16 protein-coding genes are annotated in these 17,300 nt (G+C 60.4%); 6 read left to right on the forward strand and 10 right to left on the reverse strand.

Annotated elements, in window-relative coordinates; genetic code table 11:
• Positions 1 to 34: 34 nt before the first annotated feature.
• Together argJ and HX830_RS09780 are read left to right on the forward strand one after the other, a co-directional pair.
• Positions 35 to 1,252: a bifunctional glutamate N-acetyltransferase/amino-acid acetyltransferase ArgJ gene (gene argJ / locus HX830_RS09775; protein WP_103496668.1), complete on the forward strand. Its 1,218-nt coding sequence runs from the start codon at positions 35 to 37 to the stop codon at positions 1,250 to 1,252.
• A gap of 28 nt (positions 1,253 to 1,280) precedes the next feature.
• Positions 1,281 to 2,222, forward strand: a complete 942-nt coding sequence (locus tag HX830_RS09780) for a Nudix family hydrolase (protein WP_177099949.1) — start codon at positions 1,281 to 1,283, stop codon at positions 2,220 to 2,222.
• A 13-nt stretch (positions 2,223 to 2,235) separates the two neighbouring features.
• Here HX830_RS09780 and HX830_RS09785 read toward each other — a convergent pair whose 3' ends face one another.
• The 4 genes from HX830_RS09785 to HX830_RS09800 all read right to left on the reverse strand — a co-directional run bounded on the left by HX830_RS09785 (position 2,236) and on the right by HX830_RS09800 (position 6,845).
• Complete coding sequence (locus HX830_RS09785; protein ID WP_103496670.1) at positions 2,236 to 2,820, reverse strand: cob(I)yrinic acid a,c-diamide adenosyltransferase; 585 nt, start codon at positions 2,818 to 2,820, stop codon at positions 2,236 to 2,238.
• A 2-nt stretch (positions 2,821 to 2,822) separates the two neighbouring features.
• The gene (locus tag HX830_RS09790) at positions 2,823 to 4,859 is read right to left on the reverse strand and encodes a sensor histidine kinase (RefSeq protein WP_103496671.1); all 2,037 of its coding nucleotides are present in this window, start codon (positions 4,857 to 4,859) and stop codon (positions 2,823 to 2,825) included.
• Positions 4,860 to 4,974: 115 nt separating this feature from the next.
• Positions 4,975 to 5,892: a putative 2-dehydropantoate 2-reductase gene (locus HX830_RS09795; protein ID WP_152738147.1), complete on the reverse strand. Its 918-nt coding sequence runs from the start codon at positions 5,890 to 5,892 to the stop codon at positions 4,975 to 4,977.
• Positions 5,892 to 6,845: a diguanylate cyclase domain-containing protein gene (locus tag HX830_RS09800; RefSeq protein ID WP_103496673.1), complete on the reverse strand. Its 954-nt coding sequence runs from the start codon at positions 6,843 to 6,845 to the stop codon at positions 5,892 to 5,894. Before HX830_RS09800 ends, HX830_RS09795 begins: the two co-directional genes overlap by 1 nt.
• A 118-nt stretch (positions 6,846 to 6,963) precedes the next feature.
• Here HX830_RS09800 and HX830_RS09805 point away from each other — a divergent pair, with 118 nt between their 5' ends.
• Complete coding sequence (locus tag HX830_RS09805; protein WP_103496674.1) at positions 6,964 to 7,449, forward strand: YajQ family cyclic di-GMP-binding protein; 486 nt, start codon at positions 6,964 to 6,966, stop codon at positions 7,447 to 7,449.
• A 125-nt stretch (positions 7,450 to 7,574) separates the two neighbouring features.
• Positions 7,575 to 8,417: a mechanosensitive ion channel family protein gene (locus HX830_RS09810; RefSeq protein ID WP_152738150.1), complete on the forward strand. Its 843-nt coding sequence runs from the start codon at positions 7,575 to 7,577 to the stop codon at positions 8,415 to 8,417.
• A 50-nt stretch (positions 8,418 to 8,467) separates the two neighbouring features.
• Here HX830_RS09810 and HX830_RS09815 read toward each other — a convergent pair whose 3' ends face one another.
• The 6 genes from HX830_RS09815 to HX830_RS09840 form a co-directional block, all read right to left on the reverse strand.
• Positions 8,468 to 9,664, reverse strand: coding sequence for a haloacid dehalogenase-like hydrolase (locus tag HX830_RS09815; RefSeq protein WP_177099951.1), 1,197 nt, complete (start codon positions 9,662 to 9,664; stop codon positions 8,468 to 8,470).
• Positions 9,665 to 9,666: 2 nt separating this feature from the next.
• Positions 9,667 to 10,734 (reverse strand): ABC transporter ATP-binding protein, encoded by a 1,068-nt coding sequence (locus HX830_RS09820; RefSeq protein ID WP_103496677.1) that lies wholly within the window; start codon positions 10,732 to 10,734, stop codon positions 9,667 to 9,669.
• Between the two features lie 74 nt (positions 10,735 to 10,808).
• A complete protein-coding gene (locus HX830_RS09825) occupies positions 10,809 to 11,594 on the reverse strand; it encodes an ABC transporter permease (protein WP_152738156.1) in 786 nt (261 codons plus the stop codon).
• On the reverse strand, positions 11,591 to 12,487 hold the full coding sequence (locus tag HX830_RS09830) for an ABC transporter permease (RefSeq protein WP_218171239.1): 897 nt from the start codon (positions 12,485 to 12,487) through the stop codon (positions 11,591 to 11,593). Before HX830_RS09830 ends, HX830_RS09825 begins: the two co-directional genes overlap by 4 nt.
• Before the next feature lie 93 nt (positions 12,488 to 12,580).
• On the reverse strand, positions 12,581 to 13,687 hold the full coding sequence (locus HX830_RS09835) for an ABC transporter substrate-binding protein (protein WP_103496679.1): 1,107 nt from the start codon (positions 13,685 to 13,687) through the stop codon (positions 12,581 to 12,583).
• 648 nt (positions 13,688 to 14,335) lie between these two features.
• Positions 14,336 to 15,682 (reverse strand): OprD family porin, encoded by a 1,347-nt coding sequence (locus HX830_RS09840; protein ID WP_152738159.1) that lies wholly within the window; start codon positions 15,680 to 15,682, stop codon positions 14,336 to 14,338.
• A gap of 960 nt (positions 15,683 to 16,642) precedes the next feature.
• Here HX830_RS09840 and HX830_RS09845 point away from each other — a divergent pair.
• Entirely contained in the window at positions 16,643 to 17,074 is a 432-nt protein-coding gene (locus tag HX830_RS09845) for an HIT domain-containing protein (RefSeq protein ID WP_177099953.1), read from the forward strand.
• Positions 17,071 to 17,277 carry a SlyX family protein gene (locus HX830_RS09850; protein ID WP_177099955.1) on the forward strand — a complete coding sequence of 69 codons (207 nt, stop codon included), beginning with the start codon at positions 17,071 to 17,073 and terminating at the stop codon, positions 17,275 to 17,277. The genes HX830_RS09845 and HX830_RS09850 overlap by 4 nt, the downstream gene beginning before the upstream one ends.
• Positions 17,278 to 17,300 lie beyond the last annotated feature (23 nt).

The following is a 17,300-nucleotide window of genomic DNA, read 5'->3' on the forward strand; positions in this document are numbered from 1 at the left end:
GCAGTGCAGATATCACATTAAAAGGAGCGCATTCATGGCTGTTGGTCTTGGTCCTTTGCCTACGTTGCACCCGGTTGCCGGTTTTGAACTCGGTATCGCCTCGGCCGGTATCAAGCGCCCTGGGCGCAAGGATGTGGTGGTGATGCGCTGCGCCGAAGGTTCCACGGTGGCGGGGGTGTTTACCCTCAACGCGTTTTGCGCGGCACCCGTGATCCTGGCCAAGCAGCGCGTCCAGGGCAACGTGCGTTATCTGTTGACCAACACCGGCAATGCCAACGCCGGAACCGGTGAGCCGGGCCTGGCCGCCGCCGCGCGGACCTGCGCCAAGCTGGCCGAGCTGACCGGTGTCGATGAAAGCGCCGTGCTGCCGTACTCCACCGGGGTGATCGGCGAGCCGTTGCCGGTAGAGAAAATCGAAGGCGCCTTGCAGGCGGCCCTGGATGACCTGTCCGTGGATAACTGGGCCGCTGCCGCCACCGGCATCATGACCACTGACACCCTGCCCAAGGGCGCCAGCCGCCAGTTCCAGCATGACGGCGTGACCATTACCGTCACCGGGATCAGCAAGGGCGCGGGGATGATCCGTCCGAACATGGCGACCATGCTCGGCTACATCGCCACCGACGCCAAGGTCTCCCGTGAGGTTCTGCACAGCCTGATGCTGGACGGTGCGAACAAGTCGTTCAACCGCATCACCATCGACGGCGACACCTCGACCAACGACTGCTGCATGCTGATCGCCACCGGCCAGGCCGGGCTGCCGGAAATCACCGAGGCTCGCGGGCCGTTGTTCGACGCGCTGAAAAAGGCCGTGTTCGAAGTGTGCATGGATGTGGCCCAGGCCATTGTTCGTGACGGCGAAGGCGCCACCAAGTTCGTCACCGTCGAAGTCAACGGCGGCGGCAATCACCAGGAATGCCTGGATGTCGGTTACACCGTGGCGCATTCGCCACTGATCAAGACCGCGCTGTTTGCCTCCGATCCGAACTGGGGCCGTATCCTAGCCGCCGTCGGCCGCGCCGGTGTGCCGGACCTGGATGTGAGCAAGATCGACGTGTTCCTCGGCGAAGTCTGCATCGCCAGCCGTGGCGCTCGTGCGGCGAGCTACACCGAAGAGCAGGGCTCGGCGGTCATGGCTCGGGAAGAAATCACCATTCGTATCGAATTGGGTCGCGGCCAGTGCAGTGAAACCATCTGGACCACCGACCTGTCCCACGAGTACGTGAAGATCAACGCGGAATACCGCACCTGATCCACAGGTTCGAGCAGGAGGTTTCAACGTGAAACGCGTTCATGTGGCGGCGGCGGTCATCCGGGGTGTTGACGGTCGCATCCTGATTGCCCGTCGGGCGGATACCCAGCACCAGGGCGGTCTCTGGGAGTTTCCCGGCGGCAAGGTCGAGGACGGCGAAGCCGTCCAGGTGGCCCTGGCCCGCGAGCTTCAGGAAGAGCTGGGCATCGTGGTCAGTGCTGCCCGACCGTTGATCAAGGTGCGGCACGATTATCCGGACAAGCAGGTCTTGCTGGATGTCTGGGAGGTTTCGGCTTTTACCGGCGACCCCCACGGTGCCGAGGGCCAGCCGCTGGCTTGGGTCAGTGCGCGGGAGCTGGCGGACTACGAGTTTCCGGCGGCCAACCAGCCGATTGTCGCCGCCGCCCGTTTGTCGGCGGAGTATCTGATTACTCCCGATGGCCTGGAGACTCCGCAGTTGCTCAAGGGGATCCAGAAGGCGATTGCCGGTGGGATCAAGCTGGTTCAGCTGCGGGCGCCCAACGGTTATGACCCGAAGTACCGCGACCTGGCGGTGGACGCGGTGGGGTTGTGTGCGGGCAAGGCACAGCTGATGCTCAAGGGGCCTTTCGAGTGGCTGGGGGATTTCCCGTCGGCGGGCTGGCACATGACGTCCGCGCAGTTGCGCAAGTACGCCAGTGCCGGGCGGCCGTTGCCGGCGGAGCGCTGGTTGGCCGCTTCGTGCCATAACGCTGAAGAGCTGGCCTTGGCCGAACAGATGGGCGTGGACTTTGTCACGCTGTCGCCGGTGCAACCGACGCAGACCCATCCGGAGGCGCAACCGCTGGGCTGGGAGCTGGCCGGGCAGTTGATCTCGGGCTTCAACAAGCCGGTGTATCTGCTGGGCGGGGTTGGGCCGAACGAATTGCAGCGTGCCTGGGAAACCGGCGCACAGGGCGTGGCCGGTATTCGGGCGTTCTGGCCGCAATAAGCAAGGCTCTAGATCAGTGGGAGACCGGCTTCTTCGCCGCCTCCCACAATATCTCGGCAATCTTCTCGCGCCGTGCAATTACCCTTGCCGCCACAAACAGCAAGTCCGACAGCCGATTGATGTAAGCCAGGCCAACCCCTCCCAAAGGTTCAACGGCATTCAACTGCTGGCAACGCCGCTCGGCGCTACGGGCCTGGCTGCGGCAGATATGGGCCTGGGCAATCAGCATCGAGCCACCCGGCAGGATGAAGTTTTCCAGTGGGCCCAATTCTTCGTTCCAGCGATCAATGGCGGTTTCCAGGCGCTGGATCTCGGCCGCATCGAGGGCCTGGTAGGTCGGCATCGCCAGTTCACCGCCCAGATCGAACAACCGATGTTGAACCGGTGCCAGCACTTCGATCAGCTCATTCAACTCCGGATGAATCACCACCAGTTCCGCCAACCCGGCCAATAGCAGTCCCAGCTGGCTGTTGAGCATATCGACCTCGCCGATGGCTTCGATCCGCGGATGGTCCTTCGGCACCCGACGTCCATCGCCCAGTCCCGTTTCCCCGGCATCGCCGGTGCGTGTGTAAATCTTCGACAGACGAAAACCCATGCTCAAGACTCCGCTTTGCTCAGTTCGGGAAGCGCCGCCTGGCTACCGGCCAACGGCAGGCGCAGGGTCACGCAGGTGCCCGCGCCCGGCGCCGATTGCACTTCCATCTGGCCTTTATGGTTATTGGTGATGATGAAGTAGGACACCGACAGACCCAACCCGGTGCCCTGGCCGATTTCCTTGGTGGTGAAGAAGGGTTCGAAGGTGCGTTTGCGGATATGCTCCGGCATGCCGACACCGTTGTCCTCGACCTGGATCTCTGCCCAAGGTGGATTCAGGCGGGTGCGCAGGGTAATACGCCCGGGTTCGCGTTCGTCCTCGCGTTGGTGGATGGCCTGGGCAGCGTTTTTCAGCAGGTTCAACAGCACCTGCTCCAACTCGTTGGCGGTGCCCGGGACCGGGCCCAGTTGCGGGTCGAACTGGCGGATGATCGCCTGGCCCTTGAAGTCGAAGCCGATGGTCAGGTCGAAGTCGTTGCCGGCGATTTCCACCGCCTGGTCGATCAGCGCCGGCAGGTCGCAAGGGGCCATTTCACGGTTGCTGCGCCGGCTGAAGCTGAGCATATGGGTAACGATCTTCGCCGCCCGCGCGCCGGCCTGCTGGATGCCGTCGAGCAGTTGCGGCACTTCGCGGCTTTGCAGGTAGCGGTTGACGGTGTCCAGGTCGATGCCGGCCTGTTGCGCGTATTCGAGGTTCTTCGGCAGCTCCTTGGACAGGCGTCGGCGGATGTTCTGCACGTTGTGCAGGATGGCCCCCAGGGGGTTGTTGATTTCGTGGGCCATGCCCGCGGCCAAACCGCCGACCGAGAGCATTTTTTCCGATTGCACCATCATTTCCTCCAGCGACAGGCGCTGGGAGATATCGTCGATGCGAATCACCACGCCTCGTCCGGCGCCGCCCATCAGCGGGTAGAAGGTCAGGGCATAGTGGCGGGCTTCGTCGTCCTTGATCCAGGTCACCCGCTCGATCTTCGCCACGCTGTGTTGCTCGACGGTTTCCTTGAGCTGCGGCAGGAACGGCTTGAGCGGTTCGAAGGCGAGGAAGATCGGCTGGTTCAGCGCTTCGTCCAGCGGCGTGCCGGAGAGGGCGCTGGCTTCCTGGTTCCACTGGGTGACATAGAGTTGCTCGTCCAGGGCGATCAGGGCCGAGGGCATGGAGTCGATGATGCTGTTGAGGTAGTTCTGGAAGCCCGTGAGCTTTTTCTCGATCTTGCTGCGCACCTGGACTTCGAGTTCCAGCTTGCGGTTGGTGTGGCGGGTTTCCTCGGCCAGACCCTGGGCCTGGTCGTAGGCGCCCTGGGCGTCATCGCGGGCGCGCTTGAGCTGCTGCTCCCGGGCCTCGATGCGCGACAGCATGGTATTGAAGGCTTCGGCCAGGCTGCCGATTTCGTCGTGGTTGCCGCGCGAGGCCCGCAATGAGTAGTTCTCTTCCCGGGTGACCTGGCGCGACAGCTCTTCGAGTTCGTGGATCGGTCGGGTAATCAGGCGCTTGATCTGGCGGGCGATGATCAGCCACAGCAGGATACTGAAGGTCAGGATGCCGAGGCTGGCGGTCAGGGTGCCGGTGTAGAACGCCACCGGCAGTTCGCTGCTGGCCACCAGCAACAGGTGTCCGGGCGCCGAGCCCGGGCGCGGCATCTCGATGACCTGGTTGCTGCGAAACTCGGTCAGGCGCCAGGCTTCGATATGGCGAAAGCGCTCCGGCAGTTTCAGGTGATCGCCGTGTTGCAGCTGCGCCATGCGATTGCCCGGACCGTCATAGATCGCGGCGGCGCGCAGCGGCGAGTAACTGTCGAGTTCCTTGAGCAGGGCTTCGGCGGCTTCCGGCGAGTCGAGGGCCTGGCTGATCAGGTTCGGGCTCGATATCAGTCGGCCGATGGTCTGCAAGGCCTGGGGTGCCATGCTCTCCTGGGAGATCCAGTAGGCGGCGCTGATGAACGTCAGGTTGGCGACCAGTAATACGGTGGTCAGCAGGACCAGTAGGGCGGCGAGAAGTTTTTGGCCGACCGGCAGGTTTTCGAGGCGCTGGCGCAGAGGCATCGGTTGTCCTGTTTCGAGAGGCGAATGGCGGCGGGCGGGGTTCGACTGCCGTGCCGTCCATAAGTGTATCAAACCGTCGCTTGGGCCCGGTCTTTTGCGCGGGACGGCTTATGTCTCAGGTGCTGGGCACGCCCTTTGCCATCAGGTGGGCCACCAGCCGGTTATACAGGCGGCTCAGGTGCGGCAGGCTGCGGTGATGGCGGGCCGCCGCCGCGCAGGCATAACCCAGCAGGTAGCCGATCTCGGTACGCCGCCCCTGGGTGACGTCCTGATGCATGGAGGAGTAGTTCGCCGCGGTGGCCTGGATCACCCGTTCCACTTCGCTCTGCAGGTCCAGGGCGGCGGCCGGCTGGCCGCAGCATTCGAGCAGTTCGGTCAGTTCGGCGCAGAGGGTGGCGACTTCACAATGGTGTTCCAGCAAGCCGCCGTTGCGGCAATCGTAGAGCACCGTCAGCGGATTGATGGCGCAGTTGAGCGCCAGCTTGCGCCAGAGTCGGGTGAGGATCTGGGTGTTCCATTCGTGGGGAATGCCGGCCAGTGTCAGGTCATCGAGCCAGTACGGTGGTTGCGGATGGGCAACGTCCCCCAGCCAGGTGAAACCGTGACCGGCGAACACCACGCGCCAGTCGCCGTCGCGAAAGGCGCCCTCGGTGCTGGAGGCGAACAGACAGCGGGCGTGGGGTGCGCGGGCCGCGACCGCGTCCTGGCTGCCGAGGCCGTTTTGCAACAACACCAGCTCTGCGCCGGGGGCGATTCGCGGCGCGAGGCGGGTGACTGCGGCCTCGGCATCGTAGGCCTTGCACGCGACCAGCAGGCGCTGGATGGGCGCAGGGCTGTCGAGGGTTTCGGCCGGAATCGCAAAACGTTGTTCCCGACCCTGTTCGACCAGGGTCAGGCCGCCTGCCGCTTCGTACGCCGCCAGCCGCGCCGCATCGCGCAGAATCAATGTCACCGGCAGGCCGGCCCTGGCCAACCGGGTGGCCCACAGGCTACCCAGGCTACCGGCGCCCAGTACATGCCAGTGGGTGCTCATCAGCTACGCGCCGGCAGGCGTTTGGCGCTGACCACGCCGCCGGCATAGGACTCGAGCAACAGGTGCTCGGACTCATCGAACAGGGTTTGCGGGTCCAGCGGGAAGCACTTGCTGTCCAGGCCGATCAGGCTGATGCCGGCCTTGAGCTCGATGGGACCTGCGTTGGTCATGAAGGTCTTGAGGTTCAGGCCTTCATGCAGGCGCTTGAAGCTGCTCGGGGCGCATTCCTGCAGGTCGGCCGGCAAGGTCATCAGGACGAAATGCCGCTCGTCCAGGCGCGCCAGTACATCCAGTGGCCGCACCAGTTGTTGCAGGCGGCGGGCGATGGCTTGCAGCAGCTCGTCGTAGAGGTCGTTGCCATATTGGCGTTGCAGCGACTCGGCCTGTTCGATCCCGATCAGCAGGTAGCAGATGGCTCCGCCGCGGGCCTGGACCTGGCGCAGGCTGTCGCTGAGCTTCTGGCGCAGGTAGCGGGCATTGCCCAGGCCGGTCAGGGAGTCCACCAGATTGCGCTGTTCGAGGCTGGCGATGTTCTGGCGCAACAGGCGGTTTTCCTGGCGCAGACGCTGCAAGGTGTTGCACAGGCGGTCGGCGGCGAGCACCCGGGTCAGCAGATGGCGCTCGACATCGGCCGGGGCGAGCAGGTCGTCGATGTCGTTGTCCGAGGTCTCGTCCAGCAGGATCGAGGGCGATTGGTCGCTGATAAGGATCACGTAGGTGTTGTGATCGTTCATCTCGTCCCTTTGTCGGACCTTGGCGGCAAGCGCCAGACCTGCGCTTCCCGCGCAGATCAGCAGGCCGGCGGCCCGCTGGTCGAGTTGCTCCAGTGCCAGGACGCCGTCATTGGCCTGACGGATGTCCTGATAACCCGCGCGCTGGAGGCTGCTGCCCAGCGTACTGCTGGCCAGATTCTCATCACTCACCAGCAAAATGCTCAGATCCGGGTTCGGCATGGGTGACTCACAAGTGAATGAGTGGGAAGAACCGCTATAATGCTCGCGGATTTTAACCGTCAAACCAGGCGCGCTCCATCGGTATTGAGCGGCGCCGATTTTATTTTGGAGAAATACGATGCCGTCGTTCGACGTGGTATCCGAACTGGACAAGCACGAAGTCACCAACGCCGTCGAGAACGCCGTCAAGGAACTGGACCGTCGTTATGACCTCAAGGGCAAAGGCTCCTTCGAGTTCAAGGACAAGGAGCAGACCATCACCTTGACCGCCGAAGCCGAGTTCCAGCTCGAAGCCATGCTGGAGATCCTGCGCATGTCCCTGGTCAAGCGCAAGATCGACGTCAAATGCCTGGAAATCAAGGACGCCTACGCCTCCGGCAAGCTGATGAAGCAGGAAGCGACCTTCAAGGAAGGTATCGACAAGGACACCGCGAAGAAAATCGTCGCGCACATCAAGGACGCCAAGCTCAAGGTCCAGGCCGCCATCCAGGGCGAGCAGGTACGGGTTACCGGCAAGAAGCGTGACGATCTGCAGGAGGCGATTGCCAACCTGCGGGCCAAGGAATTCGATGTGCCGCTGCAATTCAACAATTTCCGCGACTGATCTAGGCTGTCAGGGAACCTCTGGGAGTTATCGGCGTCGGAGGGCCCAGCCACGGTGAAACGGTGGGTCGCCCTGCGCGGCAGGCATCGTTTCGCCGGCTCATCGCATGGTAACCGGAGAGAACAATGGATTTGAACGCACAAGTGGATCACCTGGTGAAGGCCTCCGAGGCCTGGATCCCGATGATCATGCAATACGGCAGCCGTGTGCTGCTGGCCATCGTCACCCTGTGCATCGGTTGGTGGTTGATCAACAACCTGACCCACCGTGTGGGCCGGTTGCTGGCGCTGCGCAATGCCGACCAGACGTTGCAGGGGTTTATCAGCAGCCTGGCGAACATCATTCTCAAGGTGCTGCTGATTGTCAGCGTGGCCTCGATGATCGGTGTGGAGACTACTTCCTTTGTCGCGGCCATCGGTGCCGCGGGTCTGGCCATCGGTTTGGCCTTGCAGGGCAGCCTGGCGAACTTTGCCGGTGGGGTGTTGATCCTGCTGTTCCGGCCGTTTCGTATCGGTGACACCATTACCGCGCAAGGGATTACCGGGACGGTCGACAGTATCCAGATTTTCCACACCATCCTGCGCACCGGTGACAACCAGACGGTGATCGTGCCCAACGGCAATCTGTCGAACGGCATCATCACCAACATCAACCGTCAGGCCACCCGCAAGGTGGTGTTCGATGTCGGCGTGGACTTCCAGGCGAATCTGCAGGAGGCCCGCGAGGTGCTGCTGGAGATGGCGAAGGATGGGCGGGTGTTGGCCGATCCGGCGCCGGTGGTGGTGGTCGCTACGCTGGGAGCGCACTCGATTACGGTGTCCCTGCGGTTGTGGGTCAATACCCCGGATTACTGGGATGTCATGTTCATGTTCAATGAGCAGGTGCGCGACCGTCTGAAGGCCAAGGGGATCGATATTCCGTTTCCGCAGCAGGTTGTGCGGATGTTTTCGGAGGAGCAGGCGAAGTAATCGAGGTCTTGATGCCTGGCCGCAGGGCCGGGCATCAAATCAGCCGGAGCTCAGGCGAGTAAGCGAGCCTCGGTGTGGCCGTAGCGCAAGGTTTTTTCATCGGCGTTGAAGCAGCCGGTGTGCTCGTCCCGGCCTTGCAGCACAAAGCGGGCGTCCGAACGGCCCAGGGTGGCGGCCGCCTGCTGGCTGTTCTCCCCAATCAGGCCTTTTTGCTGGCGGTTGATGATCACCCCCAGGCGTGTATCGGCAAAGTCCTTCATCATCCAGGCGTCGCCATCGCTGTCGCCGAACACCAGGGTCGGGCCATAGCCTTTTTGCGCGACAAACACATTCTGGATACCGACGGTCTTGCCCGGTCCCCAGTTGAAGTGCCAGTCCTTTTTATACACATTGGTGTATTTGCCATCGACCATTTCCAGCTTCAGGCCGAGGACATTTTCCGGCGGCAGCCCGTAGCCGTATTTCGGATCGCAGGCAAAAACCCGCACCACGTCGTCGATTGATGCCGTGGAGATGTAGACATCGAAACCGTTGGTCCGCAAAGTTGCCATCAAGGCCACAATTTCGGCATGCACGCGCATGCCGTGGAAGTGCACCGGCGCAACCCGGCCCGCGCGGCCAGGCATCTCTGTGCTGCTGTGGATAGGCGCCTGGCGCAATGCCTCGCCCAGGTTGTGTTCAATGGAGTCGGACACCATCGCCTGCAGTTCGGCCGTGGTGAAGTTCTTGTAGAAATAAATGATCCACTTGTAACCCACTTCCATCGGGTAGGTATCGCACAACGCACCGTATAAAAAGTAGAACTTGGCGCGGAAGTTCTGGAACTGCGCGCTGGCGCGGATTTCCTCCAGGGGCTGGCTGCCAGCCAGTACCGCGCAGTGGGTGTACAACCATTGGTAGGCGTCGTTGATGTCGGCCGCCAGGTCTTCCATCGAGATACGCTGGCCGTCCAGATTGGTGTAATCGGCATGGAACCAGCCACCTGGCACATCCTGGCACAGGACTTCGGCAAACTCGCTCGGCGTCAGTTTGAACAGCAGGTTTTCGGCCTGGTACAACAACAGCGATTCCTCGGTGTCGTTCATGATGCAGGTATTGTCCCAGTCGAATACCGCATAGGGTCTTTTGGCCGGGTTGTAGTCGGCACTGCGGCAACCCCAGGTTTGCAGCAGTAGGTTGATGGCCCGGCGGTTGGCCGCAGACCAGCCCGCGGGTTGCGCGGGCAATACAAAGTTGTCGGTCGTCATGCTCAGGCCGTTTCTTCCAGTACCAAAAGATTATCGAATGAGAAACCCAGGGTGATGTTCTCGCCGCGCTGGGGCAGCGCACGGTGTGGATCGTTGAACACGTCGAGTGAGATGACCACCGTATCCATGCGTACCCGGATACGCACTACTGCGCCCAGAAAATCAACGTCTTCCACCGTCGCCGCCAGCGAGTTGCGCCCCGGGGTCGGCGGCTCCAGCACAATGGCCTCGGGTCGGATCGCCAGCGCGCGGGTTTGGCCTACGAAGGCATCAACGATAGGGTTCGATGTCACCAAAGACTGACCGCCCACGGAGATCTGGCCCGTCGCGGCATCCACCACCACGCCGGACAGCAGATTCAGCGTCCCGACAAAGGAGGCTACAAAACGGGTGCGCGGAAAGTTGTAGACCTCGCTCGGCGTGCCGATTTGTTCAACCCGGCCTTCACTCAGTACAACGATGCGGTCCGAGATCGACAAGGCTTCTTCCTGGTCATGGGTCACGAAGACCGAGGTGATGCCCAGTTCGCGTTGTACGGCACGGATCTCTTCGCGCAGCGACACGCGGATCTTGGCGTCCAGCGCGGACAAGGGCTCGTCCAGCAACAGCACCTGGGGCTTGCCGGCGAGCGCGCGGGCCAGGGCCACGCGCTGTTGCTGGCCGCCCGACAGCTGCGAGGGATAGCGCGCGCCCAGGGCCGCAAGGCCGATAAGCTTGAGCATTTCGGTGACGCGCTCATGGATCTGCTCCGCTGGCATCTTGGCCACCTTCAGGCCGAAGCCGATGTTCTCGGCCACCGTCATGTTGGGGAACAGCGCGTACGACTGGAACACCATGCCGATATTGCGCTGGTTGGTCGGCGTGTGGGTCACATCCTTGCCATCGAATTTGATGGTGCCACCCGAGGGGCCCTCGAACCCGGCCAGCATGCGCAAAATCGTGGTCTTGCCGCAACCCGATGGGCCCAGAAAGGTGATGAACTCGCCACGGGCGATGTCCATCGTGAAGTCATGCACCGCGGTCTGAGCGCCGAAGGCTTTTTTCAGGTGGGATATTTCAAGGAAAGCCATGGGATGTTTTTTCCGTCAATGTAGGGGTTACTACTCGGCTCAGTAGCCAGAACGCATGCCACCCGGGGATGTGCTTAAGGCTTTGCGTTCTTGGCATTGCGCCCGAACACCTGGATCAAGCCCATGGAGGCCCAGGTAATCATGAAGGCCATTACCGCCAGCGCGGACGGCTCGTACGCCTTGTTGGCGCCCACCAGTTGCAGGTAAGGCCCGAACGCGGGACGGTTCAGCAGGCTGGCCATGGTGAACTCGCCGATCACCACGGCAAAAGTCAGGAACGCACCGGACAGAATCGCTGAACGCAGATTCGGGAAGATCACCTTGAACAGAATGGTGAAAGTGCCCGCGCCCAGCGCCTCGGCGGCCTCTGTCAGGGTGCGCACATCGATGGTGCGCAAGCCGGTATCGATCGAGCGGTACATATAGGGCAGCGACAAGGTGACGTAGCTGCACACCAGCAGGAAGTCGGTGGACCGCTCGTTGCCGGTCAGCGGTATCCACGAGTTGCTGCCGAAGATGCGCAGATAGCCGAATACGATGACGATGGCTGGGATTACCAGGGGCAGCAAGGTGATGAACTCCACCAGCGGGCGCAGTTTGGGCAGACGCAATTGCACCCAGTAGGCGGTAGGTACGACCAGCAGCACGCCGACCACAATGGTGATGAGCGCCATCAGGATCGAATAGCCAAACGTGGCCTGGAACTGAGGGTCGCTAAACACCACCCGGTAGGCTTCGAAGCTGTATTCGCCGCGCAGCATGCGCAGGCTGAATTCAAAGGTGGCCAGCAGTGGAATCAGGAAATAACTGGTGCCCAGGCCGATGGCGATCCAGGCACCCAAGCGAGAGGTGGATTTCATTTGCGGCCCTTTTCCGATTTGCTGCGCAGCCAGATATAGCCCGCGTTGGATACCCCGGTAATCACCACCATACCCAGCGCCAGGGCGTAGCCCAGGTTCGGGTTGTGCAGCACGTCACCGCGGATCTGCGCATAGAGCAGGATGGGCACGATGTTCAAGGAGCTGCCGGTCAGCGCATAGGCGGTGGCCACCGCGCCAAAGGCGTTCGCAAACAGCAGCAGCATGGCGCCCATGATGCTCGGCCACAGCACCGGCAACGCAATATAGCGCCAGTAGTGGTAGGCGGTGCCACCCAGGCAATCGCAGGCTTCGCGCCACTCGCGTCTGAGGCCTTCCAGTGCCGGGGACACGATCAGCACCATCAAGGGGATCTGGAAATACAGATAGGTCAGTGTCAGCCCGGTGAAGCTGAGGATGTTGAAACCGGTGGAATAGAGGTTGAAGCCCAGGTACTTGTTCATCAGCGCGGTCACCAGACCCACCCGCCCCAGCGTGGCCAGGAACGCGAAGGCCAGCGGCACGCCGGCGAAGTTGGAGGCCACGCCCGAAAACGTCATGAGGGTCGGGCGAATCCACTCGGGCAGTTTGCCCTGGACGGCCGCCCAGGCCAGCAGGAAGCCGATGATTCCGCCGCCCAGGGCCGACGCGGCACTGATGCGAAAGCTGATCCAGTAGGCGCTGACCACGTTCGGGTCGGCCAGGCCGGCGATATTGGCCAGGGTGAAATGGCCGGAGGCGTCCTGGAAGGCCCCCACCATCAGATAGCCGGTGGGCAAAATCAAAAACAGGATGGCGAACACCAGAAAGGGCAGCACACCCAGCCAGTGCCAATTGAGCGACCTGCCCGGTATGGACGGTGTCGCGGGTTTTGCAGAACTCAAGGTATCAGTCAAGTGAAGCCCGCCTTTCAAGCCGCCATCCAGCCCATGAAATGACTGGCATGGCCGGTGAAGGCCATGCCAGTACAAAAAGCCATCGAAGGCCGGTTACTTCACACTGGCGCCGACCAGGGTGTCCCACTGCTTGGTGATGGCTTCTTTGCTCGAGTTCTGCTGGTCCAGAGTCGGGAACACGGCCTTGGCATAGCCTTCCGCGGGTGGCAGCTTGTCGAGCATGGCCTTGGGCAGCTTGTTGTTGGTCACCAGGTCGTTGAAACGGATCGGGTGGCAATAGCCATTCAGCCAGCCCACCTGGCCTTCGTCCGAATACAGGTATTCCAGCCACAGCTTGGCGGCATTCGGGTGCGGGGCATAAGCGCTGATGGCCTGCACATACACGCCCGCGACCACGCCCGACTTGGGCACGACCACTTGCACATTGGGGTTGCCCTTGAGTGCATCGCGGTCGGCCAGGGCGTTGTAGTCCCAGCGGATGATGATCGGGGTGGTGCCTTGTGCCAGGGAGGCGGCCTTGCCGATCACCGGCACAAAATTGCCGGCCTTGTTCAGATCGCCGAAGAACTTCAGGCCGGCAGCGGCGGCCTTGGTGGGATCGCCACCCGCGGCGGCAATACCGGCCGCATAGATGCCCTGGATGGCCTGGTTGGCGGAGCGCGGGTCGCCCGCCAAGGCCACGGAGTTCTTGTAATCGGCCTTGAGCAGGTCGCTCCAGTCGGCCGGGATCGAGCTGATCAGGTCGGTGTTGACTTCAAAGGCCAGCACGCCGTAGTAGTCGCCATACCAGTAGCCTTCCGGATCTTTCACCGAGTCAGGGATGGTCGCCCAGCTGGCGACCTTGTAGGGCTGCAGCAAACCGGCAGCCTTGGCCTGGGGGCCGAAAGACAAGCCGACGTCGATGGTGTCGGGCGCTTGCGGCCCCTTGTTGTCCTTGTTGGCCTTGATGGCTTCGAGTTCGTCGCCCGAACCGGCGTCAGGGTTCAGTTCGTTGACCTTGAGGCCATACTTGGCTTTGAAGTTCTTGATCTGGTCGCCATATCCGCACCAGGAGTTCGCCAGGGCGATCACCGTCAGTTCGCCCTCTGCCTTGGCCGCTGCGACAAGTTCGGCCGAGGCGGCCGATGCATTTTGTGCGCAGACTAGAGCCGTGGAGATGGCTGCTGTTAGAGCAAGGACTTTGAATGTTTGACGTGGCATATCACTTCCTTTTCGGTATCCGGTAGAGGGGAGTTTGACGGCGGAAGATCAGGCACAGCGAACCAACTTGGCGCAATGGCAAGGTATGACATCTATTATGTAAACAATCAGCCGACACCTGGCCTGGGCGGCAGTACAGGGAAGAAAGGTAACTTTCAGAGCTTCAATTGCATACTACTGTCGGCGCTGTGCCTGCGCAATCGTAGTGGTGATTTATGACTTTTTCGCGACAAATTGGTCGTAATTGGCAATGTATGGGCCGAAAGAGGTGTGAAACCCGGCGCCCAGCATAGGCTCCGAGATTACAGGTGTTCCAGATAGAACTTCACTGTTGCTCGAGGCAGAGACAGAGGTTGTTGGATTCCTTTTAGAATCCTTTTTTTGCAGGTGGACTTGAACGGATGTTTTAGTTCTTGCCTGGCTCCAGGCTCAGGTATAGGCCACGTGATTTGATAAAAGCTACACAGCGCAAAGCCACCTTTGTGATTCGGTAAGGTTAAGTTGGCAGGAGGCGCGGTAGTTATGGACAGTCGAAACTTAACGACTTACAAGATATGCGCCCATATTGAGCGCACAAAAAAAAGGCCCATCACCAGGATGGGCCTTTCTTCAAACGAGTGTCACATCATCAAACAAGTAATCAGACGATTACAGGATGGTGATTGGGTACGAAGTGATCAGGCGGAACTCGTTGATGTTGATATCGCCATCGTCGGCGTTGCCACGGTGCCAGGCTTGGCGAGCACGGAAGGACAGATCTTTCAGAGGACCGGTCTGTACAACGTACTTGGCTTCCAAGTTGGTTTCGAAGTGACGACCATCTTTGCCGTAAGCGCCAGCATACGCACCGTTAGGATCTGCGTGGGTACCGTCGATGCCTGTACCGTGGACATAACGAGCCATGAAGCTCAGGCCTGGAACGCCGTACTCAGCCATTTTCAGGTCGTAACGAGCCTGGAGGGATTTCTCGCCTGGGCCGTTAAAGTCGGAGTACTGGATCGAGTTAGCCAGGAAGATCGAGTCGGCACCTTGGGTACCAATCCCCGCGCCGCTTTTGCCGCGTTCGATACCAACGTAGTCGAATGGTGTGTCGCCGTGTACCTGCTGGAAGGCCAGGGTAACGGTGTGTGCCTTGAGGAACGAGTAGGCAGCTGCCAGCGAGTAAGTCGTGTTGCTGATATCACCAGCCAGTGCTTTACCAGTATCGGTAGTGCGATAGAGGTTGAAGTCGAAGTTCAGGCTCTGGTCGGTAGTCAGTGGCAGGGTGTAGTTGACGTTGGTGTAGTACTGGTTCCAGACATCCTCGAGCTTGCCACCGTACAGGGAAGCAGTGAGGTTTTCATTGATCAGGTACTTGCCACCCACGTAGTCGATGCTGCTCGCACGAACGTTAGTGTAGGCAGTCCCCAGGGAGCCCTGAAGCGAGGTGTAGTCAGAGCTGCTGCCGCCGTAAAAGTGACCGGCTTCCAGATCGAGGTCTTTGACTTCACTGCTCTGCAGTTGGAAACCGCGAGCGGTTTGCTGGAACAGACGGCTGCCGCCAACAGCGAATACTGGCGCCGTGGTAGGGGTGAAATCGCCGAATGTCAGCTGGGTCTTGGAGATGCGAACGCGGACGTCCGCGCCAGCTTTACCGAAGCTGTCATTGACGCCATCGCTGCCATGGCTCAGGTTGCCTGTGCCGGTATGGTCATCGGTACCGTCAAGCTTGAAACCAGCATCACCAAAGACATCGACGCCTACGCCGACAGTGCCTTGGGTAAAGCCAGAGCTGAATTTGCCCAGTACACCTTGGCTCCAGTCTTTCTGGTCTGCTTTGCCGAGAGGTTGCTTGGTCCGGTTGAAGTAGTAGTTCTCAAGAACCACACCAGCCGAAGCACCTTCAACGAAACCCTTGGCGTCAGACTGAGGGGTTACGAACGGGTCGGCCATAGCCACTTGGGAACCTGCTGCGGTAACAGCCAGGGCGATCATGCTCCACTTCATCACGCGCATCGTGATTTGCTCCTTTGGTTTTAGGAAGAGTACTGCCGTCCCACCTGTATTTTTGTCTGGGCGGCTCTTTCTTTTTTGTGTCGGCGCAAACTTATATCACGCTGACAAACTTGGCGATACTTGCACACCTATCCTTGCGGCTTCTTTACGAGCCTGTCGCAAAAAGCTAGCTCCATGTCGCAAATTCACAGCCTTTGTACAACGGCTGCACAACTTCAGCGCTGTTTTCAGCGGCATGAGCATAGAAGCAAATGGTCTATGTTCAAGCCCTGAATTCTCCATGGGCGCACTGTACTGCGTTGTCTCGGTGTCGCAGGGGCTTCAGCGTCCGGGCTGACCCTCTGTCGCGACTATTCACTTACCAATGCAACAAGCATGCACAAAGTGAAAAAATCGTGAGAAAAAATTTACCTGGCACCGTCATCACGCTGAAACCCTTATGGAACCTAGGGCGGTTGGCGTTTACGCCAGCGCTTGACGTAGTGCTTTTCCTTGTGCTGCTAATCCTTTGAAAATCCATGGAAAGCCAAAAACGTTACCGGTCCACACTCCGACTGGGTAGTCGGTGACTGAAGCGTGCACTGATAGTAGTCGTAGTGTGCGGTTTTGGTGCAAAAAGCCGATTTACAGTTTCGATGCGGACATTGGCTGCAGGCAAGGCGGCTTTTTTGTCCCTGGAGTCAGCTCTCGCCCTCCATGACGTAGGCAGAGGATTTCAGAAAAAAGTGACATTTTTATGGCTGGCTGGGGTTTTTTCTGGCTGCTGTGTAATTTTGTGGTGTTTGTTGTCCTGAAAAAGTGCGCCCTGTTCCATTCTGGAGCAGGCGGTGCCCCGTATTCGCCCATTTGCCGCCATCGCGGCCGAGGGCCGTGAATCGGTGGCCGATCACGGGTATCCTGACGGCCTGTCGCCTGGCTTTTGCCGGGCGCAAACCTATCCGTCACGCAGGAGTATTCACGGTGTTCGTTCTCGATTCGCGCCTTCAACAAGACACCTTGCCGATGGGCGACTTGCCGTTGTGTCGTGTGCTGCTGTCCAATGATGCGAACTATCCCTGGTTCATCCTGGTGCCACGGCGCGCGGATATCAGTGAAGTGTTCCAGTTGGAGGCTACCGATCAGCAGCAGTTGTGGCGCGAGACCACGGAGCTGGCGCAGCTGCTCGAGGTCACCTTCAAGGCGGACAAGATGAATGTCGCGGCCCTGGGCAATGTGGTCAGTCAGTTACATATGCATGTGATCGTTCGTCGTCGTGACGATGTGGCCTGGCCGGCACCGGTCTGGGGCAAGCAGCCGGCCAGGCCTTATACCGAGGAGGAGGTCATGGTGATTCGCGAGCAGTTGCGCGTGGCGTTCCAGCATGACCCGCGTTTTGTGCAGGCGGACGTATGAACCTTGAAGATCGCGTGACCGAACTGGAAAGTCGCCAGGCGTTTCAGGATGACACCATCCAGGCGCTCAATGATGTGCTGGTGGAGCAGCGGCGGGTGGTCGAGCGCCTGCAACTGCAGATGGCCGCTTTGCTCAAGCGTCATGAAGAAATGATGGGGCAGTTCGACTCCTTCGAGGAAGAAGCGCCGCCTCCGCACTATTAACAGTAATTCGTAGACATAAAAAA

It is taken from the genome of Pseudomonas gingeri, from assembly GCF_013385425.1.
GTDB classification, from domain to species: Bacteria; Pseudomonadota; Gammaproteobacteria; order Pseudomonadales; family Pseudomonadaceae; genus Aquipseudomonas; species Aquipseudomonas gingeri_D.